This window comes from Sandaracinomonas limnophila, assembly GCF_004005965.1.
GTDB lineage: Bacteria > Bacteroidota > Bacteroidia > Cytophagales > Spirosomataceae > Sandaracinomonas > Sandaracinomonas limnophila.
This window is the reverse complement of sequence record NZ_SACY01000002.1, coordinates 409,898-432,588: the sequence shown is the minus strand read 5'-3', so window position 1 is coordinate 432,588 and position 22,691 is coordinate 409,898. Positions and strand designations below refer to the sequence as shown.

28 protein-coding genes and 1 pseudogene are annotated in these 22,691 nt (G+C 37.6%); 23 read left to right on the top strand and 6 right to left on the bottom strand.

The genetic code is table 11. From position 1 onward, the window contains the following. The first annotated feature begins 28 nt into the window (after positions 1-28). Complete coding sequence (gene rplU, locus EOJ36_RS05550; RefSeq protein ID WP_127803189.1) at positions 29-343, top strand: 50S ribosomal protein L21; 315 nt, start codon at positions 29-31, stop codon at positions 341-343. 38 nt (positions 344-381) lie between these two features. Continuing rightward, positions 382-639 (top strand): annotated as a pseudogene (gene rpmA / locus EOJ36_RS12060) (50S ribosomal protein L27); the annotation flags it as partial. A gap of 207 nt (positions 640-846) precedes the next feature. On the opposite strand, the gene EOJ36_RS05540 reads toward rpmA, so the two are convergent. Genes EOJ36_RS05540 through EOJ36_RS05525 form a run of 4 tightly spaced genes read right to left on the bottom strand, consistent with a single transcriptional unit; the run spans position 847 to position 7,911 of the window. Then, positions 847-1,986: a methionine aminotransferase gene (locus tag EOJ36_RS05540; protein ID WP_127803185.1), complete on the bottom strand. Its 1,140-nt coding sequence runs from the start codon at positions 1,984-1,986 to the stop codon at positions 847-849. Positions 1,987-2,043: 57 nt separating this feature from the next. Continuing rightward, positions 2,044-3,165 carry an efflux RND transporter periplasmic adaptor subunit gene (locus EOJ36_RS05535; RefSeq protein WP_127803183.1) on the bottom strand — a complete coding sequence of 374 codons (1,122 nt, stop codon included), beginning with the start codon at positions 3,163-3,165 and terminating at the stop codon, positions 2,044-2,046. Then, positions 3,158-7,483 (bottom strand): CusA/CzcA family heavy metal efflux RND transporter, encoded by a 4,326-nt coding sequence (locus EOJ36_RS05530; RefSeq protein WP_127803181.1) that lies wholly within the window; start codon positions 7,481-7,483, stop codon positions 3,158-3,160. Before EOJ36_RS05530 ends, EOJ36_RS05535 begins: the two co-directional genes overlap by 8 nt. A 29-nt stretch (positions 7,484-7,512) precedes the next feature. Further along, a complete protein-coding gene (locus tag EOJ36_RS05525; protein WP_127803179.1) occupies positions 7,513-7,911 on the bottom strand; it encodes a hypothetical protein in 399 nt (132 codons plus the stop codon). A 110-nt stretch (positions 7,912-8,021) separates the two neighbouring features. Between EOJ36_RS05525 and EOJ36_RS05520 the strand changes: the two genes are divergently transcribed. Together EOJ36_RS05520 and EOJ36_RS05515 are read left to right on the top strand one after the other, a co-directional pair. Continuing rightward, complete coding sequence (locus EOJ36_RS05520) at positions 8,022-8,639, top strand: DedA family protein (protein WP_127803177.1); 618 nt, start codon at positions 8,022-8,024, stop codon at positions 8,637-8,639. Next, the gene (locus EOJ36_RS05515; protein WP_127803175.1) at positions 8,636-9,085 is read left to right on the top strand and encodes an NADH-quinone oxidoreductase subunit A; all 450 of its coding nucleotides are present in this window, start codon (positions 8,636-8,638) and stop codon (positions 9,083-9,085) included. Before EOJ36_RS05520 ends, EOJ36_RS05515 begins: the two co-directional genes overlap by 4 nt. Here EOJ36_RS05515 and EOJ36_RS05510 read toward each other — a convergent pair whose 3' ends face one another. Continuing rightward, a complete protein-coding gene (locus tag EOJ36_RS05510) occupies positions 9,086-10,153 on the bottom strand; it encodes a PorP/SprF family type IX secretion system membrane protein (protein ID WP_127803173.1) in 1,068 nt (355 codons plus the stop codon). A 97-nt stretch (positions 10,154-10,250) separates the two neighbouring features. On the opposite strand from EOJ36_RS05510, the gene bshC reads away from it, so the two are divergent. Genes bshC through cysM form a run of 4 tightly spaced genes read left to right on the top strand, consistent with a single transcriptional unit; the run spans position 10,251 to position 14,508 of the window. Further along, positions 10,251-11,801: a bacillithiol biosynthesis cysteine-adding enzyme BshC gene (gene bshC, locus EOJ36_RS05505; protein WP_127803171.1), complete on the top strand. Its 1,551-nt coding sequence runs from the start codon at positions 10,251-10,253 to the stop codon at positions 11,799-11,801. Further along, positions 11,801-12,826 (top strand): tRNA 2-selenouridine(34) synthase MnmH, encoded by a 1,026-nt coding sequence (mnmH, locus tag EOJ36_RS05500; RefSeq protein ID WP_127803169.1) that lies wholly within the window; start codon positions 11,801-11,803, stop codon positions 12,824-12,826. The genes bshC and mnmH overlap by 1 nt, the downstream gene beginning before the upstream one ends. Before the next feature lie 4 nt (positions 12,827-12,830). Continuing rightward, positions 12,831-13,634 (top strand): serine O-acetyltransferase EpsC, encoded by an 804-nt coding sequence (gene epsC, locus EOJ36_RS05495; RefSeq protein ID WP_127803167.1) that lies wholly within the window; start codon positions 12,831-12,833, stop codon positions 13,632-13,634. Further along, complete coding sequence (gene cysM / locus EOJ36_RS05490) at positions 13,627-14,508, top strand: cysteine synthase CysM (protein ID WP_127803165.1); 882 nt, start codon at positions 13,627-13,629, stop codon at positions 14,506-14,508. Before epsC ends, cysM begins: the two co-directional genes overlap by 8 nt. Here cysM and EOJ36_RS05485 read toward each other — a convergent pair. Further along, positions 14,497-15,063, bottom strand: coding sequence for a hypothetical protein (locus EOJ36_RS05485; RefSeq protein ID WP_127803163.1), 567 nt, complete (start codon positions 15,061-15,063; stop codon positions 14,497-14,499). The two genes, cysM and EOJ36_RS05485, sit on opposite strands and share 12 nt — an antisense overlap. 431 nt (positions 15,064-15,494) lie before the next feature. Here EOJ36_RS05485 and rplC point away from each other — a divergent pair, with 431 nt between their 5' ends. The 15 genes from rplC (at position 15,495) to rpsH (ending at position 22,656) form a co-directional block, all read left to right on the top strand. Further along, positions 15,495-16,112 carry a 50S ribosomal protein L3 gene (gene rplC / locus EOJ36_RS05480; RefSeq protein WP_127803161.1) on the top strand — a complete coding sequence of 206 codons (618 nt, stop codon included), beginning with the start codon at positions 15,495-15,497 and terminating at the stop codon, positions 16,110-16,112. A gap of 37 nt (positions 16,113-16,149) precedes the next feature. Beyond that, positions 16,150-16,779 carry a 50S ribosomal protein L4 gene (gene rplD / locus EOJ36_RS05475; protein ID WP_127803159.1) on the top strand — a complete coding sequence of 210 codons (630 nt, stop codon included), beginning with the start codon at positions 16,150-16,152 and terminating at the stop codon, positions 16,777-16,779. 30 nt (positions 16,780-16,809) lie between these two features. Then, positions 16,810-17,097, top strand: coding sequence for a 50S ribosomal protein L23 (gene rplW, locus EOJ36_RS05470; RefSeq protein ID WP_127803157.1), 288 nt, complete (start codon positions 16,810-16,812; stop codon positions 17,095-17,097). 44 nt (positions 17,098-17,141) lie between these two features. Beyond that, positions 17,142-17,969 (top strand): 50S ribosomal protein L2, encoded by an 828-nt coding sequence (gene rplB / locus EOJ36_RS05465; protein ID WP_127803155.1) that lies wholly within the window; start codon positions 17,142-17,144, stop codon positions 17,967-17,969. Positions 17,970-17,972: 3 nt separating this feature from the next. After that, positions 17,973-18,251, top strand: a complete 279-nt coding sequence (gene rpsS / locus EOJ36_RS05460; protein WP_127803153.1) for a 30S ribosomal protein S19 — start codon at positions 17,973-17,975, stop codon at positions 18,249-18,251. A 40-nt stretch (positions 18,252-18,291) separates the two neighbouring features. Further along, positions 18,292-18,669: a 50S ribosomal protein L22 gene (gene rplV, locus EOJ36_RS05455; RefSeq protein WP_127803151.1), complete on the top strand. Its 378-nt coding sequence runs from the start codon at positions 18,292-18,294 to the stop codon at positions 18,667-18,669. A gap of 23 nt (positions 18,670-18,692) precedes the next feature. Continuing rightward, positions 18,693-19,502: a 30S ribosomal protein S3 gene (gene rpsC, locus EOJ36_RS05450; RefSeq protein WP_127803149.1), complete on the top strand. Its 810-nt coding sequence runs from the start codon at positions 18,693-18,695 to the stop codon at positions 19,500-19,502. 39 nt (positions 19,503-19,541) lie between these two features. Then, positions 19,542-19,961, top strand: a complete 420-nt coding sequence (gene rplP / locus EOJ36_RS05445; protein ID WP_127803147.1) for a 50S ribosomal protein L16 — start codon at positions 19,542-19,544, stop codon at positions 19,959-19,961. Between the two features lie 30 nt (positions 19,962-19,991). Further along, complete coding sequence (rpmC, locus tag EOJ36_RS05440) at positions 19,992-20,183, top strand: 50S ribosomal protein L29 (protein ID WP_127803145.1); 192 nt, start codon at positions 19,992-19,994, stop codon at positions 20,181-20,183. A gap of 64 nt (positions 20,184-20,247) precedes the next feature. Next, positions 20,248-20,502, top strand: coding sequence for a 30S ribosomal protein S17 (rpsQ, locus tag EOJ36_RS05435; RefSeq protein ID WP_127803143.1), 255 nt, complete (start codon positions 20,248-20,250; stop codon positions 20,500-20,502). A 44-nt stretch (positions 20,503-20,546) separates the two neighbouring features. Then, positions 20,547-20,915: a 50S ribosomal protein L14 gene (gene rplN / locus EOJ36_RS05430; RefSeq protein WP_127803141.1), complete on the top strand. Its 369-nt coding sequence runs from the start codon at positions 20,547-20,549 to the stop codon at positions 20,913-20,915. Between the two features lie 46 nt (positions 20,916-20,961). Beyond that, positions 20,962-21,297, top strand: coding sequence for a 50S ribosomal protein L24 (gene rplX / locus EOJ36_RS05425; protein ID WP_127803139.1), 336 nt, complete (start codon positions 20,962-20,964; stop codon positions 21,295-21,297). A 41-nt stretch (positions 21,298-21,338) separates the two neighbouring features. Then, positions 21,339-21,893: a 50S ribosomal protein L5 gene (gene rplE / locus EOJ36_RS05420; protein WP_127803137.1), complete on the top strand. Its 555-nt coding sequence runs from the start codon at positions 21,339-21,341 to the stop codon at positions 21,891-21,893. Between the two features lie 21 nt (positions 21,894-21,914). After that, complete coding sequence (rpsN, locus tag EOJ36_RS05415) at positions 21,915-22,184, top strand: 30S ribosomal protein S14 (RefSeq protein ID WP_127803135.1); 270 nt, start codon at positions 21,915-21,917, stop codon at positions 22,182-22,184. Positions 22,185-22,260: 76 nt separating this feature from the next. After that, entirely contained in the window at positions 22,261-22,656 is a 396-nt protein-coding gene (gene rpsH / locus EOJ36_RS05410; protein WP_127803133.1) for a 30S ribosomal protein S8, read from the top strand. Positions 22,657-22,691: the final 35 nt, after the last annotated feature.

Here is a 22,691-nt window from a genome sequence, read left to right as displayed (position 1 = left end):
GGGATTGTTTCACAAAAACTGTATTAAAATGTACGCAATCGTAGAAATTGCCGGTCAGCAATTCAAAGTAGAAAAAGACCGTTACATCTTCACACATCGTTTAACTGGAGATGAAGGCGCTGAACTGGTATTCGACAAGGTATTACTTGTTGATAATGACGGAAAAGTTTCCGTAGGTGCACCAACTGTTGCAGGTGCTACTGTAAAAGCAAAAGTTTTAGCTCACGTTCGTGGCGAAAAAGTTCTTGTTTTCAAGAAGAAGCGTAGAAAGAGCTATCAAAAAATGAATGGTCACCGTCAGGATTTAACTAAAATCATGATTGAGGCGATCAACGTAAAATAAGGTTTAACTAGTCTAATAGACATAAATAAGAAAAAGAAATGGCACACAAAAAAGGGGTCGGTTCGTCAAAAAACGGTCGTGAGTCGCATAGTAAGCGATTAGGTGTTAAGTTATTCGGAGGACAAACAGTTATCGCTGGAAACATCATCGTTCGTCAGCGTGGTACTGCACACAATCCTGGTAAAAACGTAGGTATTGGTAAGGATCACACATTATTTGCATTAGCAGATGGTGTTGTGGCTTTCAAAAAAGGTTTCAAAGGCCGTTCTTTTGTAGAGGTTATCTCTGCAGATGCTGCTCCAGTAGCAGTTGCTCCAGCTCCTAAGGCTCCTGCAAAAAAGGCTGCTGCTCCTAAAGCAGAAGTTGTAGCAGAAGCTGCTCCAGCTGTTGAAGTTGCTGAAGAAAAAGCTCCAAAAGCAAAAAAGACTACTAAGAAAGCTGAGTCTGCCGAGTAATCTTATATTATTTAAAAAAAAAGACCCATATTTCTATGGGTCTTTTTTTTATAGCTTACTTAAACGATTTGCTGCTTCAATCAACACATCATCTGTTTTGGCAAAGCAGAATCTTAAAATTCTTTGCTCTGGCGGTTGTTCGTAAAATACCGAAATAGGAATAGATGCTACTTTGATTTCTTTGGTCAATCGAACCGCTAAGTCTTGGTCGAATTCTTGACTAATTTCAGAATAATCTACACATTGGAAAAAACTGCCTTGGCTTGGTAACAATCTAAATTTACTTCCTTTTAAAGCCTTTGCAAATAAATCTCTTTTTTGTTGGTAAAAAGAAGATAGTTCTTGCCAATATTTTGGCATTTTGAGCATATCTGTCAAGGCCCATTGTAAGGGAGTAGCACTAGAAAAAGTTACCCATTGATGTAATTTTCTGAATTCTGCTGTAAGATATTCTGGCGCTAAACAATAGCCCATTTTCCAACCTGTAATGTGATAGGTCTTTCCAAAAGAACCACAAACAAAACTTCTTTTGCGTAATTCTGGATGCAACAATACACTTGCATGTTGTTTGCCGTCGAACACAATGTGTTCATATACTTCATCAGAAACCAATAAAATAGCTGTTCCTTTGAGAATTTCTGCCAAGGAATTTAAATCTTCCATTTCCCAAATTGCTCCCGTAGGATTATGTGGTGTATTTACATAAATGGCACGGGTCTTCGGTGTTATGGCTCTAGCTAGTTCTTCAAAATCAATTCGAAACCCATTTTCTGTCTTTAAAGTTAAATGGATTGGGACACCTCCTGCTAGCCTGACAATAGGGTCATAGGCATCATAGGAAGGGTCAAACATAATCACCTCATCTCCCGGATGAACACAGCAATGAATGGCAGCAAACAATGCCTCTGTTGCCCCGGAAACTACCGTAATTTCACTTATCGGCGACAAGTTGACATCATATACCAATTTAGTCTTTTCAGCAATGCTATTTCGCAATTCTGGGATTCCCGCCATAGGGGCATATTGGTTGTGTCCCTTGGAATAATGTGCCAATAAATCTTGCAAGACTGGGTCACAATCAAATCCCGGAAAGCCTTGAGATAAATTCAATGCTCCCTCCTCAGTTGCCAAAGCCGACATCTTTGTGAAAATCGTTGTTCCTATATTGGGTTGTTTACTGGCAAACATTTTTTTAATTATGAATTATCAATTGTGAATTATTAATTGTGGTATCTGAACTCGACTCTATTTTGAAAATATCGCATTCAAGGCCGAGGCACCACTTACAATTACTTTTCCGGCTGGAATATCTTTTTCGGGACGAATACCAATGATTTCAGCGTTTGAATGTAAAATTTCAACAGGAATTTGTTCGATTTTTCCTCCTGCATTTTCAATATAAATGTAACCTCCTTTGCCATTTCTAGCAAAACCAGCTTGTGGGATGGTTAAAATTTTCTGATTTCCGACTAGGATTTTGGCATGTACAAATTGTCCAACTGTAAACATTTCTTCCTGATTTTCATTGGTAAAGTGGGCATGAACTGCGGCATTTCTTGTTTCTAAATCAATTTGTTTACTCACCAAAAAGACCTTTGCGTTGGCTTGAATTCCCTCCGATTCAACTTCCACATTTTGGCCAATTTTTATCAAATGCAAGTCTTTTTCAAAGGCTTTTAATTCAACATGTTTATGAGTTACTCCAACAATTTTTGCCAAAACATCTGTTGGGCTCACATACTTACCTAGTGCAATGTTTTGATCGGAAACATAACCCGCAATAGGTGATTTTACTTGTATTACCTTCTGAATGGTACCATTTTCTAAGGTTTTCATGTCACAACCCAATAATTCCAACTTCAAGGCCAATCCTTTGGCTTGTGCCTGTAAGGTGCCTAAATCAGCTTCAGCTTGTTGCAAACGTTTTTTAGAACCTACTTCTTCGGCATTCAAAGTTTGCTGTCTGTTTTTTTCTAAGGATTGATATTGTAGCTGACTTTTTGCCTGTAAGTAATCTTGTTGCATTTGGATGTAATCTAAACTAGCAATTGTGGCCAGTATTTCTCCAGCTGCAACCTTTTTACCTGGAAGTACCTCATTTGTGGTTTTAACATAACCGCCAATGGGTACCGAAACTGACGCAGAAGCTATTGGGGGCACATTCACAAAACCAGTAACTTTGATTTCCATCGGAATAACCTGTTCCTTAATTTCTCCATAGCTTATTCCCGCATTTTGTTTTTGCTCGGCCGTTAAAGAGATTTCCGTAATTTTTTGCGAGCCTTCCTCAGTAATTGTTTCCTCTTGTTTTTTCCCGCAAGAAACCAGAATTATGGCAGTTGCCAGGATGTTGATATATTTATTCATTTCCTAAAATCGTTTCTATTTGAATGATATTTTGATTGTTGTTTTGTACCTCCATCAGGTAGTTTTCACGAATGCTCCATGCCGATTGTGTGTTTTGTAGCATTTCAACATATTCAATTTCCCCTTGTTGGTAACTTTTCAGAGCTGTGGTTTCTAATAAATCTGCTTGCGGTAGAGCTGTAGCAATAAAATAAGTCAATGAATTCTGGTATTTCGAATTTTGATCTTTTAAATTATTGATTTCCACCTCCAATTGGGATTTATTTTGATTCAATTGACTTTCATAAGCAAGGCTCTGCTTTTCTGCGGCAGCAACTTTGGCTTTTTGACCTTTTGTAAATATTGGGATATTTAATCCCGCCTGAATAAAATTTTGTCCTCCCACATTTTCTATGCTTTGATTGGTAAGTCCGAATTTCAAATCAGGTTTTAACTTTTGCTTTTCTACCTCAGTTAAGAATTTCCCATGGGACACTTGTTCTTCCAAAAGTTGAATGCTGGGACTTGCTTGAATCGTACCCAGATTTTCAGGCAAATTCAAAGACAACTTTTCTTCCCCATTTATTTGAAAGCTTTCTTTTCTGTTGATCCAATAGGCTAAGGAACGGTAGGAATTTTGAATGTCAGTTGAAAGACTTAATTCTTTTTGTTGAAATTCTCTTAAACGAGCCTCTGCAGCCACCTGCTCTAATTTATTGGTTTCACCTTGTTTGAATTTTAGAGTAGCGGCCTTGGACATCATCGCGTAAATTCCTTCTTGCTTTTTCAAATAGTTCAAGTTTAATTCTTGAACCATAATCTGATAATACAAGATTTTTACAGCAGATTTTACCAAATTCTGACTAATTTTCACCCGTTTCTCGGCCATATTTTTCTGTGATGACAAAGCTTTGATCTGTGCCTTTAATTGTCCGGGCCAAGGTATATTTTGAGAAACAATAGCCGTATAATCCGTACTGTAATAGGTCTGCGTTTTCCCGTATTGAACATCAAAACCTGTTTTAGGTAATTCTTTTCCGGAAGCAACCAATGCCTCTGCACTTTGCAATTCCAATTGTGCCGTTTTCAGCAATTGGTTGTTATTTAAAGCCTCTGTTACACATTGATTCAAAGACAATTTTGTTTGTGCATTCCCTGTGAAACTACTTGAAAAAAACATTACCAAAAGGATAGTAACTGCACCTAGTTTTAAACTTCTTTTTCTTTCAATTCTCGACATAACCAATTGGTAAACTACAGGTACAACCACCAATGTTAAAAAGGTTGCGGTGATTAAACCTCCAATTACCACGGTAGCCAAAGGCCTCTGAACCTCTGCTCCTGGCGAGGTGCTGATTGCCATTGGAAGAAAACCCAATGAAGCAACTGACGCTGTCATGATTACTGGTCTAAAACGAAGCGATAATCCTTTTAACAAACTTTCTTTAATAGAAAGTCCTTCCTCTTCTCTCAATTGTTTGAAGACAGATAATAAAACAATTCCATTTAAAACAGCCACTCCAAACAAGGCAATGAAACCAATACCCGCAGAAACCGAGAATGGCATCCCTCTTAACCAAAGTGCCCAAATTCCACCAATGGCAGAAAGTGGTATGGCCAAGTAAATAATGGCCGCTTCTATCATCGAATTAAACGTAAAAAACAATAAAGCAAAAATTAAGGCCAAGGCAATTGGTACCACCAAATACAATCGATCTTTGGCAGCTTGCAGATTTTCAAAAGTGCCACCATAGGTTACGTAATAGCCTGTAGGGAGGGTAACTTTGGTTTTCATGACTTGTTGAATGTCTTTTACCACACTCTCTACATCTCTGTTTCGAACATTGATACCAATCGTAATTCTTCGATGTGTGTTATCTCTTGAAACTTCAACCGGGGCATTTTCGAAATTGACCGAAGCTACTTCTTGTAATGGAATTTGACCACCGTTTGGCAAATTGATATACAATTCACGTATATTTTGGATGTCTTTTCTGAAAGTGGAATCCAATCGCACTACCAAATCAAATCGTTTTTCTCCTTCCATCACCATGCCTGCAGTTTCACCCGCAAAGGTCATTTTTACCATGGAGTTGATATCTTGGATATTTAAACCGTATTGGGCTAATTTTTGGCGATTGTATTTGACTATTAATTGAGGAATGCCATCAATTTGCTGCACTTTTATATCGCCAACCCCTTCAATTTTTCGGATGATTCTGGCAGCTTCAGTGGCATGTTCAAACAATTCTTGCAAATCATCTCCAAAGATTTTGACTGCAATATCAGATTTTACTCCAGCAATTAATTCGTTAAATCGCATTTGAATAGGTTGCGTAAATTCAAAATTTACTTCTGGAAAAACATCCAATGCTTTGTCCATTTTTTCCTCCAGTTCATCCATGGTTTTTGCCTCAGTCCATTCAGAAGGCTCCTTCAATTGAATGATTAAATCGCAAGAGTTGATTCCCATTGGATCTGTTGGTATTTCTGAAGCACCAATACGAGAAACGATCTGCTTAATTTCATGAGGAAATTTCTTCATTAATAATTTCTGTGCCTCATTATTCATTTTAATACTTTGCGACAATGAGGCATTGGTTGGCAATAGGGTTTCTACTGCAAAATCGCCTTCGTTTAATTCGGGTATGAATTCACCCCCTAAAGTGTTAAAAACAAATGCACTTCCAGCAAAAAGTATAATTGATGCTAATACTACTTTTTTCGGATTCTCTAAGGCTTTTTTAACCACAGGGTGGTATTTCCCGTAAAGGAAATTCATGATTCTATCGGCAATGGTTACCTTATGAGAAATCTTTTTGCTAAGAAATAATGCCGACATCATCGGAACGTAGGTCAAAGATAAAATAAGTGCACCTAAAATAGCAAAACTTACTGTTTGGGCCATCGGTCTAAACATTTTTCCTTCTATGCCTCCTAATGCCATTATTGGGAAGTACACAATAAGAATAATGATTACCCCAAAAGCAGCAGATTTGAAAATGGCCTTGGCAGATATGGCTACTTCTTCATCCATCCCATGCTGACTCAAAACTTCACCCTTTTTGTGGGAATGGAGTCGATGGATAATTGATTCCACAATAATTACTGCGCCATCTACAATTAATCCAAAGTCAATGGCTCCCAAACTCATTAGGTTTGCCGAGACGCCAAAAACATTCATTAAAGCAAAGGCAAACAACAAGCAGAGGGGAATCATTGAGGCCACAATGAGTCCTGCACGTAAATTACCTAACAATAAAACTAAAATGAAAACAACAATTAATCCACCCTCAATCAGGTTTTTCTCAACGGTATTGATCGATTTTCCAATCAAAACGCTTCTATCTAAGAACGCATTGATGTGAATGCCTTGTGGTAAGGTTTTTTCAATTTCTGCAATTTGAGCTTTTACATCTTGAACAACTACATTTGCATTGGCCCCTTTTAAAAGTAACATAACAGCTCCCACGGCTTCTCCTTCTCCATTTCTGGCCATAGCCCCGTACCGAACTGCTTTGCCAAATTGTACCTTAGCCACGTCCTTCACATAAATGGGTAAACCACCTTTTCCCCTTTGTGATACAACTGTGTTTTCAATGTCTTCAAGGGAGGTAATCATTCCTTCCGATCGAATGAAATAAGCATCTGATCCTTTCTCTATATAACTCCCACCAGAGTTTGAATTATTGTTTTCCAAGGCTTTAAAAATATCTTGAACCGTTACGTTCATGGCTTTTAAATGCTCTGGATTGATAGCAACTTCATACTGTTTTAAATTACCACCAAAAGAACTTACCTCCACAACTCCTTTGATTCCTAATAATTGTCGTTTGATGATCCAATCTTGGTAGGTTCTTAAATCAGCTAGACTGTATTGATTTTTATAGGCAGGGTCAACTTCAAGGGTGTACTGATAAAATTCCCCTAGTCCGGTAGTAATAGGGGCCATTTCTGGAATACCTGCGCCTTTTAAAAGATAGGGTTCCGCTGCCTTAAGTTTTTCTGAAACCTGCTGGCGGGTAACTTCTGTGGCAATTTCATCTTCAAAAACTACAGTAATGATAGATAATCCCATTCGAGAAACTGAACGTATTCCTTTTACATTTGGGATGGTTCTAAGCGAAATTTCTAAAGGATAAGTAACAAATTTTTCTACCTCAGAAGCGGCTAATGCAGGGGATTGTGTAATTACCTGAACCTGGTTAGAGGTAATATCTGGTAAGGCATCAATGGGGAGTCGGGTAAGGGAATATCCACCCCAAGTGATAAGTCCAAGTACAAACAAACCCACAATAAGTTTGTTTTTGATACTAAATTGAATTATTGAATTAATCATAAAAGTTCATAAATGTCTAACAATGTAAATTAATGATACACTGCAATTGCTCGAGGAGGGGCAATTAGGACATTTATAATCGTAAATTGGTACAGATTTGACCAATTAATTTGTGTTCTTCTTGAGATTGATCGAATGTAGGCTGAAATAAAAAATACCATCAAGCCAGGTAAAACAAAGCCACAAATGCCAGAAAAATCGAGACTTGGCATATTCGGATGTTGAGATGTTTTGGGGTGTTTGGAATCAGCACTGTAATGCATCCAAAGAAAATCTATAAAACTAAAACCTTTTGGGGCTTGTTTTTTATGATCTTGAAAATGTTTTAGCAGCTCATGAGCCTTGAAAGATTGTTCTATACCAACTTTTGGAAGTAGGCTACCTCCAAAGAAAATACAGAACAAAATGCTAGCTAAAATGGTTTTCATCTTTCAAATGTAATCATTTTTGAAATTTTTCACAGATATTTATAATTGATTTTGAAATATTTGAGACAAAAGCTGCAAAAAATGAGTTAAATTGGCTTTTGATTATTTTTATGGATCAAATAAACCTCTTGTGGCACCAACTAACCGATTCTGAAACGATTATCCGTTCAGGACTTTTGGTTATTACTTTAATTGTCTTCGCTGAAAATGGTTTATTTTTTGCCTTTTTTCTTCCAGGAGATTATCTATTGTTTTTAACAGGTGTTTTTGGTGGAACGGGTGTACTTAAAGAGCCGCTTTCTCAACTATTACTTAGTATTTTTGGCGCTGCCGTCATCGGGTCCCTGGTCGGATACCTCACGGGGCGGTTTTTTGGAAAATCTATTGAAAATCGACCCGATAGCCTCTTATTTAAAAAGAAAAACTTGGATTCTACCCGAGATTTTTTTGATAAATATGGAGTCATGGCGCTTGTAATATCTAGGTTTTTACCTATAGTGCGTACTTTTACTCCCATATTGGCAGGAATCATTAAAATGTCTTGGTTTACCTTTGTTGGATTAAATTTATTAGGAGGATTTTTGTGGGTAGGTATTTTAGTTACTTCTGGATATTATCTTGGGCACGAATTTCCATGGATTATCAACTATGTACAATATATTATTTTGTTTTTCTTAGGAATTACAACTTTTACAATAATTCGTGGGTATTTTAAATTGAAAAAATGATAGAGTCGTTTGGCTATGTGTTGGCTTTTTTAGTTGCTGGAACAGGATTTATGGCCTTGGTTCTTACTTTAGCACGTTTTATTAGACCTAATCGCCCAAATGATGAAAAACTGAGCACCTATGAGTCGGGAGAAGCACCTGTTGGTAATGCCAATGTGCGTTTCAATCCACGCTTCTATCTTTATGCTCTCTTATTCGTATTATTTGAGATTGAATTAATTCTACTTTTTCCTTGGGCAGTAGTATTTGGCGACAAGCAGTTGGCAGCAGCCTCTGAAAATTGGAAACATTTTGCCCTATTTGAAATGTTAATTTTTATAGGAATTTTAGGCTTGGGCCTTGCATATGCATGGGTTAAAGGATATTTAGAATGGGAAAAACCCAACATTCAAGCCGAAGATTTCAAAAGTCCAGTCCCTCCAAAAGCCTACGAAAAGTTCAACTAATTATTTTTTCCAATAAAACATATACCCCAGCGTAAATTCACTGGAGCTATAAGCCGTTGAAAATGGACCAATCCCAGTATGGATGTCATAAGAATAATTTAGTGTCGTTTTAGGTCCTAACAATGCTCCTAAATGAAATCCAACTGCTTCTTTGAAGCGATACGAAACTCCAGCCCAGATTTTTTCCTTTAACATGGTTCGCAAAGTTCCTTCGGCGGTTAAATGACTTAAACTTGTGAATTTTAGCATTACGCTAGGATAAACTTTAATATCTTCCGAAAGGTCCCATCGGGTTCCGCCTTGCAAAATAAAAACTGTAGGCATTTGACCTAAACTGTTTTTAGTGATGGATATAGTATCTTTTGCAGTTTGGCTGGCATTAGGTAAAACCGAATACACACTATCTGATTTTGCACTGAAATTGAAGGATCCCATAATGGGTTGCCAAATGGCTAATCCTACATGTGAAGTTCTATTGTAATAGGTAACTCCCATGTTAAATAAATTTTGACTGGCACTTAATTTTCCCAATGAATTTAATAAAGGGTCGTTTGGATTTGATACATCATAATCTTTATACCCCAAAGAAATTGTTCTGTAATAGCTTCCCAATGAAAAGCCACCTGAAACCTTGTTTTCTCCACCAACCGGCAAATGAAAGGCATAGCTTGCAGCAAAAGATAAACTTTGTACTGGCCCCCAATTATCTGCCATTAACTGAAAACCAACTCCTTTATGTGTTCCAGTTCTATGTTCTTTTCCTCGAGTATACGTTTTTTTATAAGAATAGGATTTGGAGGATGAAATATTTGGTGAAGGACCATCTGAAGTATAATCCGTTTTTCCCAAAGGCATATTTCCATTGATATAAAATGTGGAATTTGTATTGCCAATACCTTGCCATTGTGAGCGATACCCCGATTTTATTTCTGCAAAATCTTCAAAACCAGCAAAGGCAGGATTGTACAAAAATTTATTAGCATAATATTGTGAAAACTGAGGAATTTGTTGCCCTAAAACCGAAAATGAACAGAAAAAGAAGAGAATTAGGAACCTTTGGTATTTCATTAACGTTGTTGGATGATAAATAATCCTATAAATATATTTAAAATCCTCCGATATAAGAGAATTTTATCCTTAAATTCGTGTTTGCCTTGTTGACTAAATGAAAAAAGAAGTAGTTCATATCTCTCAAATTAAGGGCTTTTCGCCTTTGTTAATTGATTATTTAAATAACAAGTCAAATTTACAACCCTTTTTTACAGCCCCACCAATATTATCATCATTTGAGGCTCAAATCAAATCTAAATCTACGTTTTCTGCAAAAAATCGGGAAGTTTTGGTGCATTGTTTGCAGCAGCAATATGAAAATATTGGAGAAAGAGAAGGGATACAATTGCTGGCAGACCCAAACACATTTACAGTTACAACGGGTCATCAGCTCAATATATTTACAGGTCCATTATATGTGATTTACAAAATAGTAAGCACGATTCAATTGGCTCGAAAATTGAAAAAACAATTTCCAGATAAAAACTTTGTGCCAATTTATTGGTTAGCTAGTGAGGATCATGACTTTGAGGAAATCAATCACTTCTTTTGGAATAATCAAAAGCACGAATGGAAATCTGACCAAAAGGGTGCTGTTGGTAGATTCCAAGTAGAAGATTTAAGTAAACTTGCCAATCAATTTCCCGAAACGGTTTCAATCTTTAAAAAGGCCTATGCAGCATCTAAAACACTGGCTGAAGCGGTCATTCGTTACATGGATGAATTATTTGGCAAGGAAGGCTTAATTTGCTTAGATGCCGATCACAAGGATATGAAGCAATTGTTTTCGGATGTGATTGCAAAGGATGTTTTACAGCAATCACATGAACAATTGGTTCAAAATTCTTCAAAAAAATTAAATGATTTAGGCTACAAAACCCAGGTCAATGCTCGATCGATAAATTTCTTTTATTTAAAAGATGGTTTAAGAGAAAGAATTCAAAAAAACGACAAATGGGAAGTTTTGGAAACTAATATTCAGTTTTCTGAAGAGGAAATTAATAATGAAATTGCCAGCCATCCTGATCGATTCAGTCCGAATGTTATTTTAAGGCCTTTGTACCAAGAAAACATCTTACCCAATTTGGCATATATTGGCGGTCCTGCTGAAATTGTCTATTGGCTACAGCTTAAAGCTGTTTTTGATCAACATCAAACGCCTTTCCCTTTGTTATTTCCAAGAAACTTTGCGACTATTTTGAAGAAAAATCAACGAGAAAAAGTAGCAAAAATCGGACTTGATTTAAAAGATTTGTTTTTAAACGAATTAGAAATCAAGCAACTTGTATTGAGCAAATTTGGGAGCGGGGAAGAAGATTTAAAACAGCAAAAAATAGAGCTAAAGCGGCTCTTTGACCAAATCAAGCAAAAGGCTTCTAAAATAGAAAAAACCTTAGATCAAAGCGTGGAGGCACATTTGAAAAAGGCATCAAATGCTTTTGATGATTTACAAAAGAAATTAGCCAAAGCAGAAATTCGTAACCAAAAGGAATGGTTGGATCAAATCTTACTTTTGAAATCTAAACTTTTCCCAAACGGAACCTGGCAGGAGAGAAGAGATAGCTTTTTAAATTATTATGCAGAGCATACTAATTTTATCCAAGAATTATTGGAACAGTTAGATCCATTTGCTTTTGAAATGAACTTTTTGACCCTGGAAGCCTAATGCCACAAAAATTAGTAGCTAAAGAATTTGTTGAAAAGGCGAAATTTATTCCAATTTTGGATGTTCGCTCACCAGGCGAATATAAAAAAGGACATATCCCAGGTGCAAATTCCATGTGCCTATTTACCGATGAGGAACGTGCAAAGGTTGGGACATGTTATAAACAGATTGGTAAAGAAAAAGCGGTTGAAATGGGTTTGGAGTTTGTTGGACCCAAATTGCATCAATTTGTAAAGACGGCTAAAAAATTCGCAGTTGATGGGGAAATTTTGGTGTATTGTTGGAGAGGAGGAATGCGCTCTGGAAGTATGGCCTGGTTGTTGGAAACAGCCGGATTAAAAGTTTATTTACTAGAAGGTGGATACAAAGCCTACCGAAATTTTGTTTTAAGTCAATTTGCACAAGATCTTAAATTATGTGTTTTAGGCGGTAAAACTGGAAGTGGAAAAACAGAGTTGTTACATGTTATAAAATCACATGGACATCAAATTTTAGATTTAGAAGGTATTGCCAAACATAGGGGATCTGCGTTTGGACATTTTGGAATGGAAGCCCAGCCAAGTTCTGAACATTTTGAAAATTTGCTTGCAAAAGAAATATTAGCTTTAGATGTTTCAAAACCTATCTGGGTCGAAGACGAGAGTAGGCACATTGGCAAGGTTTTTATGGATGTGGTTTTTTATAATAAAATAAGAAATGCTCCAATTCTGTTCATGGATATTTCGGTGGAAACTCGATTGCCCCATTTAGTCAAGGTTTATGCAGGTTATCCCAAGGAAGATATTGCGATGGCCTTAGGCAAAATTCAACGTCGATTAGGTGGAAATTGGCATCAGTTGGCATTGAAGGCACTTGATGTGGGTGATTTTGCAGAGGTAGCAAAAATCACTTTGACCTATTACGATAAAGCGTATATGTTTGGTTTGCATCAGAGAGAAAATCCTCAGATACGACCTATTGAAGTAAATACAATTGATCCTAATTTACAGTATGAGGCAATTTTGCCTTTGATCAAAGAATTTTAAAATGATGTTTTCAAAAGAATTTTTAAAGGAATTGTTTCAACGACACAACGAAACACATCCATTCCCTTCAACTTCCGAAATCCAAAAACTATTTACTAAAATCGTTTTGTCCTTGTTTCCAGAACAAACTCAAAAACGTGTAAAAAGTTTAGAAGATTTGGAATTGTATTGGGCGGGGATTGAAAATGGATTGGAGAGTCTATTGTATAGTATTAAAGAACAATGCCCAGGGGAAGTACCTGCCTTGACAAAAGCTTTTTTAAATAAAATACCTGAAATCTATCATTTACTTTGTACGGATATTCAGGCAATGGTAGATGGAGACCCAGCTGCTACAACCGATTTTGAGGTCGTGAGAACCTATCCTGGGTTTTATGCTTTAGCTTTTTATCGTTTAGCTCATGGATTGCATGAATTGAAAATACCGATTATCCCTCGAATTTTAACCGAATATGCTCATTCCAAAACTGGAATTGATATTCACCCAGGCGCAAAAATTGGGAAACATTTTTTTATGGACCATGGCACTGGAATTGTAATTGGAGAAACATGTGAAATTGGAGAACGGGTAAAGATTTATCAAGGAGTGACCCTTGGAGCGCTATCGGTAGACAAAAGCATGGCTTCTACCAAGCGGCATCCGACAATTGAAGATGGAGTAGTTATCTATTCTGGTGCAACCATTTTAGGAGGGGAAACCATTGTTGGGGCTAATTCAATCATTGGCGGAAATGTTTGGTTGACGAAGTCAGTTCCGGCTCAAACAAAAATTTATCACCAAGAAAACGTAAAAGTAATCAATGAGTAAGCTATTTAATTTATTGGATTTGGTGGGAAATACCCCTTTAGTTGAAATCAAAAACTTGAATCCAAATCCTAATGTGAAGATTTATGGAAAATTGGAAGGAGATAATCCGGGTGGGTCGGTAAAAGACCGTGCTGCCAAAAACATGATTCAATCGGCACTGGAAAGGGGAGAAATAAAAAGAGGAAGTCGGTTGATTGAAGCGACTTCTGGAAATACGGGTATTGCTTTGGCAATGATTGCCCGATTGTATGGATTAGAAATTGAATTGGCGATGCCTTCCAATTCTACTTTAGAAAGAATCCAAACAATGGAAGCCTTTGGCGCGAAGGTGACTTTGACAGAAACCATTGAGTCGGCTAGAGATTATGCCTTAGATAAAGCTGAGAAGGAAGGGTATTTTGTGTTGAATCAATTTGAAAATCCAGATAATTATTTGGCGCATTATAAAAGTACCGGGCCAGAGATATATAAGGATACGGATGGTCATATTACTCATTTTGTGAGTTCAATGGGTACAACGGGTACCATCATGGGGACATCCATGTATTTAAAAGAGCAAAATCCGGCTATACAAATTGTAGGATGTCAGCCGACGGAAGGTTCAAAAATTCCAGGTATTAGACGTTGGCCAATAGAATATCGTCCCAAAATATACCAACCTGAGCGAGTGGATTTGATAATGGATATTTCCGAGGCGGAGGCAACTGAGACTACTCGGAAATTGGCAAAAGTTGATGGCATATTTGGGGGGATGAGTAGCGGTGGTGCAGTGGCTGCCAGTTTACGATTGGCACAAACCTTGGACACTGGACTTATTGTATGTATTATATGTGATCGTGGAGATCGGTATTTGTCGTCAGGGTTATTTGCTTAAAATCACACCTAAAATTTTATAGGTGGTAGGTTCAAGCCAGGCCAATTGCTGCTTTCCTTCAATTGAATAGGTTTGAATATGTCCTTCATGCAGGTTCATGTTCAGTTTTTTCTCTGTTTGAAAAAGGATGTTTTTTTCTTGAATGACAATTTCAATATTTTCAGGATGTTCAAAAGCATCTAGGTGAATAACCATTTTCTTTACAGGTAAATTTTCATCTGTTTTTAGTGAATACCATAAGATGCCATTTTCAGAAAGGTTATCATAGCTGTTTTCAAAAGCGGGCTTATTGAGGTCGGCATTAATGAACAGGGAGAGTTCGTCTGCAAGTTTGATTTCAGAAAGGATTTTGTCTTCCTTTTTTTGGTCTAAAATAATGGATTTTTGCAGTTTAAATCCTTGATTTTGTTGGTTTTGTATTTCTTTTTGTAAAAAATCTTTCAGATTAAAATAATTGTTTTTGCTGTTAGCTGGCGTGTTGTTGTTGCAGGAAAACAGGCCAATGGAGAGTGTAATCCCAATAAATGCGGCAAAAAGAAGAAAATGTTTTTTCATTGGGTTGATTTTTCACCAAAGGTACACATATAAATTTTGCTAAGTATGTTTGTAAATTAAATTTTTATTCCTACCTTTGCACTCCCGTTCGACTTACGTGGTTTTTTCAGTCGAAAGAGGTTGGCAGAACTTCTTTGATTATCTTAAAAAACACAAAAGCACGGTTCGAAAAAGGGTTAAAAATTGGTAAAGCCGATTTTTTTGTGACAGAACTGGTATTGGTTAATGTTTTGAATGCCCATCTCATTGATTGAATATTAAGCTGCACAAGGTGTCACTCGCTGATTTCAGCGCCCTCATCTTGTCCACTTTTTATCCTGTTCTGCCTTATTGAATTGATTCTATATCGTTTTTTGGAGCGATTTTGAATATAAAGTCTTACAACAAGCCACGGTAGCCTTGTAAGCGATAATTATTAAAAACAAACAATTATGTCTGGAATTATTGGAAAAAAAATCGGTATGACCAGCCTATACATGGAAGACGGAAGAGCTCTTGCATGTACGCTGATTGAAGCCGGACCATGTGTGGTTACACAGGTTAAGACTGTAGCAACTGACGGTTATGATGCTGTTCAAGTTGGTTATGGTGAGAAAAAAGAGAAACATACAACTAAATCGTTGTTGGGACATTTCAAGAAAGCTAAAACTACACCTAAGAAGAAATTGGTGGAGTTTCGTTCATTTGAGGGTACTTCAAACTTAGGAGATGTAATTACAGTTGAAGGATTTGAAGTTGGATCATTTATTGATGCAATTGGTACTTCAAAAGGTAAAGGTTTCCAAGGTGTTGTAAAGCGTCACGGATTTGGTGGTGTGGGTGGTCAAACTCACGGACAGCACAACAGGGGTCGTCACCCAGGTTCTATTGGTGCATGTTCATTCCCATCTCGTGTATTCAAAGGTTTGCGTATGGCGGGCCGTACAGGTGGCAATCGCGTTAAGGTTCAAAACTTAGAAGTTTTGAAAGTTTATCCTGAGAAGAACTTATTAGTTGTTTCAGGTTCTGTACCGGGAGCGAAGAACTCATACGTAATCATTGAAAATTAAAAAAAGAAAGCCAGTCTTTCGATAGACATTCGGAAATATGGAATTATCAGTATATAACATAGAAGGAAAAGATACCGGAAAGAAAGTTAAGCTTTCTGACGAGATCTTTGGAATTGTTCCAAACGAGCACGTTGTGTATTTGGATGTGAAGCAATATCTTGCTAATCAGCGCCAAGGAACACACAAGGCGAAGGAGCGTGCAGAAGTTTCACGTTCTACTCGTAAGTTGAAGAAACAAAAAGGAACAGGTGGAGCACGTGCAGGTTCGATGAAATCACCATTATTTAAAGGTGGTGGTCGTATTTTTGGTCCACGTCCACGTGATTACCATTTCAAATTGAATAAAAAAGTGAAGTCTTTGGCTCGTCAATCAGCAATTGCTGCGAAAGTACAGTCAGGCGATGTAACTATTTTAGATGCAGTTGCATTTGCAGCGCCAAAAACAAAAGCTTATTTGGCAATGTTAAAGGCATTTTCATTCGATGCTACTAAATCATTGTTGATTACTCCTGAAGTAAATCAAAATGTGGTATTGTCGGGTCGTAACATTCCAAAAGCTAAAGTTTCTACTGCAGCTGATTTGAATACTTACGATTTAGTAAATGCTTCCAAATTATTGATTACTGAAGCTGCGCTTCAAGCAATCGAGACTTCATTTAATAAATAAGATCAGAGAATCTGTTAAAACAAATATACAATGGGCATAATTAAGCGTCCGGCCTTGACTGAAAAGTCGCAAGCCATGCAAGAAAAAGGCAAGTATGTGTTTGTAGTTGATAATGATGCAAACAAGATTGAGATTGCTAAGGAGGTTAAGAAGATGTACGGAGTAAATGTTACGGATGTAGCTACTCTTCGTCAGATCGGAAAGAAGAAATCTAGAAGTACACGTACTAAGATTACTACTGGCCGTACTTCAACTTTCAAGAAGGCAATCGTTACAGTAGCTGCGGGAGAAGTAATTGATTTCTACCAAGGCATTTAATTTTAAAAAATAAGGGGGTTCATCCCGATAAATTGAACTTTTAAATGGCAGCAATTAAAAAATTAAAACCAACAACTCCAGGACAACGTCAGCGTATTGCGCCAACGTTTGAGGAGATTACAACGGACAAGCCGTACAAGCCTTTGTTGGAGGTTATTAAGCGTACAGGTGGTAGAAATGCAGACGGTCGTCGTTCGATGCGTTATATCGGTGGTGGCCATAAGCGTCGTTACCGTATTATCGATTTCAATCGTTCGAAGTTTGATGTATCTGCAACTGTTTTAACCGTTGAATACGATCCGAATCGTACTTCTCGTATTGCATTGATTGAATATGCAGATGGCGAGAAATCATATATTATTGCACCTCAAGGAATTCAGGTTGGGCAAACTATTATTTCTGGTTCTAATGTAGCACCAGAAGTAGGAAACACTTTACCTTTATCAAATATTCCTTTGGGTACTTTGGTTCACGCGATTGAGTTGCAACCAGGTAAAGGAGCTGAAATGGCTCGTTCAGCTGGTACGTATGCTCAGTTATTAGCGCGTGATGGAAAATACGCTACGTTAAAGTTACCTTCAGGTGAGATGCGTATGGTATTGGCACGTTGTTTAGCAACGGTTGGTACAGTATCAAACTCTGACCACATGAATGTTAACTTAGGAAAAGCAGGACGTAAGCGTTGGTTGGGTCGTCGTCCACGTGTTCGTGGTGTTGTGATGAACCCAGTTGATCACCCAATGGGTGGTGGTGAAGGCCGTGCATCCGGTGGTCACCCACGTTCTCGTACAGGTTTATTGGCTAAGGGTAAGAAAACTCGTAATCCAAAGAAACATACAAATCGTCTTATCATTAGTAGAAGAAAAAAATAGTAGATGGCACGTTCATTAAAAAAAGGTCCTTACATTGATTACCGCCTTGATATCAAGGTTCAGGCTATGAATGATTCTGGAAAGAAATCAGTTATCAAAACATGGTCTAGACGTTCGATGATTTCACCAGACTTCATTGGTCATACTTTCGCAGTTCACAACGGGAATAAATTCATTCCGGTTTATGTAACAGAAAATATGGTAGGTCATAAATTAGGAGAGTTTTCGCCAACGCGTAATTTCCGTGGTCACATAGCGAAAAAAGACAAAGGTAAAAAGTAAAAGAATGGTCTTAGGACCAGCTTAAACAGTAATCGAAAAAATGGAAGCAGTTGCTAAATTAAGAAATATTCCTACCTCGCCTCAAAAGATGCGTATTGTAGCGGATATGGTACGTGGACAAAAGGTATCCAAAGCATTTGGAATCTTAAAATTTGAGCCCAAAGTAGGTGCGAAAGCGATCGAAAAATGTCTTTTATCGGCGGTTTCAAACTGGCAAAATAAGTATGAGAATGCAAAGATTGAAGATGCAGATTTGTTCATCAAAACAATTTTTGTTGATGGTGGAGCTTCTTTGAAGCGTCTTCGTCCAGCTCCGCAAGGAAGAGGACATAGAATCCTTAAGCGTTCAAATCACATTACTTTGGTAGTAGCTTCTTCGGCAGCTCCTGCAATGGAAGAATCGAATTCAGCAGAATAATAAACTATTAGATAATATAAGAAATGGGACAAAAAATTAACCCCGTTGGTTTAAGATTAGGTATCGTAAGAGGTTGGGATTCCAATTGGTACGGAGGCAAGACTTTTGCTGATAAATTAGTTGAAGACGAAAAAATCAGAAAGTACGTTGCAGCTCGTATCCCGAAAGGATCTATTTCTAAAGTAATCATCGAGCGTACTTTAAAAAGAATTACATTAACAATCAACACGGCTCGTGCAGGTGTGGTTATCGGAAAGAATGGTGCAGAGGTTGATAAGTTAAAAGAAGAATTAAAGAGTATCACTGGAAAAGACGTTCAAATCAATATTTTTGAAATTAAGCGTCCTGAAATCGATGCAAAATTAGTGGGAGAAGCAATCGCTCAACAATTACAAGCTCGTATTTCTTTCCGTCGCGCAATGAAGCAAGCAATCGCTTCAGCAATGCGTGTAGGTGCTCAAGGTATTAAATTAAAATTATCTGGACGTTTAGGTGGTGCTGAAATGGCACGTTCTGAAGGTTACAAGGAGGGTCGTATTCCATTGCACACTTTACGTGCAGATGTTGATTACGCAATCTCAGAAGCTTTAACTGTATATGGTAAAATCGGTATCAAAGTATGGATTTTCCGCGGTGAAGTTTATGGAAAGCGTGACCTTTCTCCAAATGCGAACTTAGCTAATTTACCAGGTGGCAACGAAGGCCGTGGTGGAGATCGTGGACCACGTGGTGGCCGTGATGATGACCGTCGTGGTGGCCGTGACCGTCGCCGTGGTGAGGGAGCTGATGCTGGCGATCGCAATAAAGGTGGTCGTGCCCCTCGCAAGAGATAATTAGAATTCAATTAGAACAGACATTAGACTAATACTAAAATGTTACAACCAAAAAGAACGAAATTTCGTAAGCAACAAAAAGGCCGCGTAAGAGGACTTGCTACCCGCGGACACGAAATTGATTTTGGATCTTTCGCTATCAAATCATTAGAGCCAGGACGTATTACTGCTCGTCAGATTGAGGCAGCTCGTATTTCTGTAACGCGTGCAATGAAGCGTGAAGGCCAAGTATGGATTCGTATTTTTCCTGATAAACCTATTACAAAGAAGCCTGCTGAGGTTCGTATGGGTAAGGGAAAGGGAGCTCCAGAATATTGGGTAGCCAATGTTCGTCCTGGAACGATTTTATTTGAATCTGCAGGAGTTCCATTAGCATTGGCACAAGAAGCTTTGCGTTTAGCGGCTCAAAAATTGCCATTGCGTACCAAATTTGTAGTTCGTAGAGATTACCAAGAATAGTTTATCCGATAAGGATTATCCCGCATTGATATGAAAAACGCAGAAATAAATAAATTAGGAGTTGAAGAGTTAGCGAAATTAATCGTTAACGAGCAGGAAAATTTGGATCGTTTGAAGTTAGCGCACGCTATCTCACCAATCGAAAACCCAATGAGAATCCGCCAAACTCGTAGATTGATTGCTCGTTTAAACACTGTTTTGAACGTAAAATCACAAGCTTAATAATTTTTTAACCTTACAGGTCATTTCGATTTTGCTAATGACCAATTGTTTAACAAGTCCAACGATGGAAAGAAATCTAAGAAAAGTTAGGATAGGGAAGGTAGTAAGTGATAAGATGGATAAATCTATCACAATTACGGTGGAACGTAAAGTGAAACACCCCTTGTATGGAAAATTCGTACAAAAGACTACCAAATTAATGGCTCATGATGAAAATAATGAGTGTGGTATCGGTGATACAGTGAAGGTGATGGAAACTCGTCCTCTTTCTAAAAATAAGCGTTGGAGATTGGTTGAAGTAATCGCAAAAGCGAAATAACCAAACTTGTTAAATAAATATTCAATATTAAAGATATATAAGAAATGTTACAGCAAGAATCTAGATTGGGTGTAGCGGATAATTCTGGAGCAAAAGAAGTTTTGGTAATTCGCGTATTAGGCGGTACTGGAAAAAGATATGCTTCAGTTGGAGACAAAATTGTAGTTTCTGTAAAATCAGCTCTTTCTTCTTCAAGTATGAAGAAAGGAACTGTTTCAAGAGCGGTTGTGGTTCGTACGAAGAAAGAAATTCGTCGTAAAGATGGAACTTATATTCGCTTTGAAGATAATGCAGCGGTGTTGTTAAACAACAATGATGAGCCAAGAGGAACTCGTATTTTCGGTCCAGTAGCTCGTGAATTGCGTGAGGCAGGTTTTATGAAAATTGTTTCATTAGCACCAGAGGTTTTATAATAAAAGATGAATTAATGATGGGGTAACCCATTTTACGAATCAGACAATGGAAAATAAAAATAACAAGCAATCAAAATTGCACGTTCGCACAGGAGACACCGTAATGGTAATCTCTGGAAATGCTAAAGGCAAATCTGGTGTGATCAAAGAAGTGATTATCGAGAAATCTCGTGCGATTGTGGAAGGTGTTAATTTGCAAACTAAGCACGTTAAGCCATCTGCTAACAATCCACAAGGTGGAATCGAAAAACGCGAAGGTTCTATTCATATCTCCAACCTAATGGTTGTAGAAAACGGAAAGGCAGTTCGTACAGGTCGTAAATTGAATGACAAGGGTAAATTACAACGTTATTCTAAAGCGACAGGCAAATTTATCGGATAATTTAACATTAGGTGGGTCGGAAATCCACAAATAACAAAAAAATGGCAGTACCTAGATTAAAAGAACGTTATGTAAAGGAGGTTGTACCAAGCTTGAAAGAAAAGTTTCAGTACAAGTCCGTAATGCAAGTACCAAAGATTACTAAAATTGTAATCAATAAAGGTGTAGGAGCAGCTGTGGCTGATAAGAAATTAGTAGATGTAGCTATCGACGAAATTACATTGATCGCTGGTCAAAAAGCGGTTGCGACAATTTCTAAGAAAGCGATCTCTAACTTTAAGTTACGTGAAAATATGCCGATTGGTGTAAAAGTTACTTTACGTGGAAATCGTATGTTCGAATTTTTAGATCGTTTGACTACAGTTTCTTTAGCACGTGTTCGTGACTTTAAAGGTATCTCTGAAAAGGGATTCGACGGAAGAGGAAACTATACGTTGGGTGTGAAAGAACAAATTATCTTCCCAGAAATTTCTATCGATAAGGTAGCTAAAATCTCGGGTATGGATATCACTTTTGTAACTACCGCTCAAACTGATGAAGAATCTTATGCTTTATTAGCAGCGATTGGTTTACCATTTGCAAATATTAAACGATAACAATTACTAAACGTAGAAATAATGGCTAAAGAGTCAGTAAAAGCAAGAGAAAGAAAGCGCGAAGCAACAGTGGCTAGATATGCAACTAAAAGAGCTGCATTGAAAGCTGCAGGTGATTATGTTGGCTTGGATAAACTTCCAAAAAATGCTTCTCCGGTTCGTTTACACAACCGTTGCAAGTTAACTGGTCGTCCTCGTGGTTATATGCGTAAATTCGGAATTAGCCGTGTTACATTCCGTGAAATGGCTTCCAACGGATTAATACCAGGAGTAACTAAATCAAGCTGGTAATAAAAATTTGATTAATTAAATTCATTTTTGTAATTTTGCAGGCCTTTTTAAGAGGTTTGCGGAAAATTTAAAGACAATGACAGATCCTATAGCAGATTATTTGACCCGATTGAGAAATGCCCTTAAGGCTCGCCATAGGGTAGTTGAGATCCCTGCTTCTAATATTAAAAAGGAGATTACGAAGGTATTGTTCGACAAAGGTTATATCGCTAACTACAAGTTTGATGATAATTCCGTTCAAGGAACCATCAAAATTGCGTTAAAATATAACCCAGTTACTAAACAACCTGCAATCGTTAACCTAACTCGTATTTCTAAACCTGGTTTACGTAAGTATAAAGGAACAGAAGAGTTACCACGCGTATTGAACGGTTTAGGAATTGCGATTTTGTCAACTTCCAAAGGAGTAATTACGGATAAAGAAGCTCGTACTTTACACGTAGGTGGTGAGGTATTGTGCTACGTATATTAATAAATGTTTAACGCTGAAAGGAGCCTAGCTCGTAA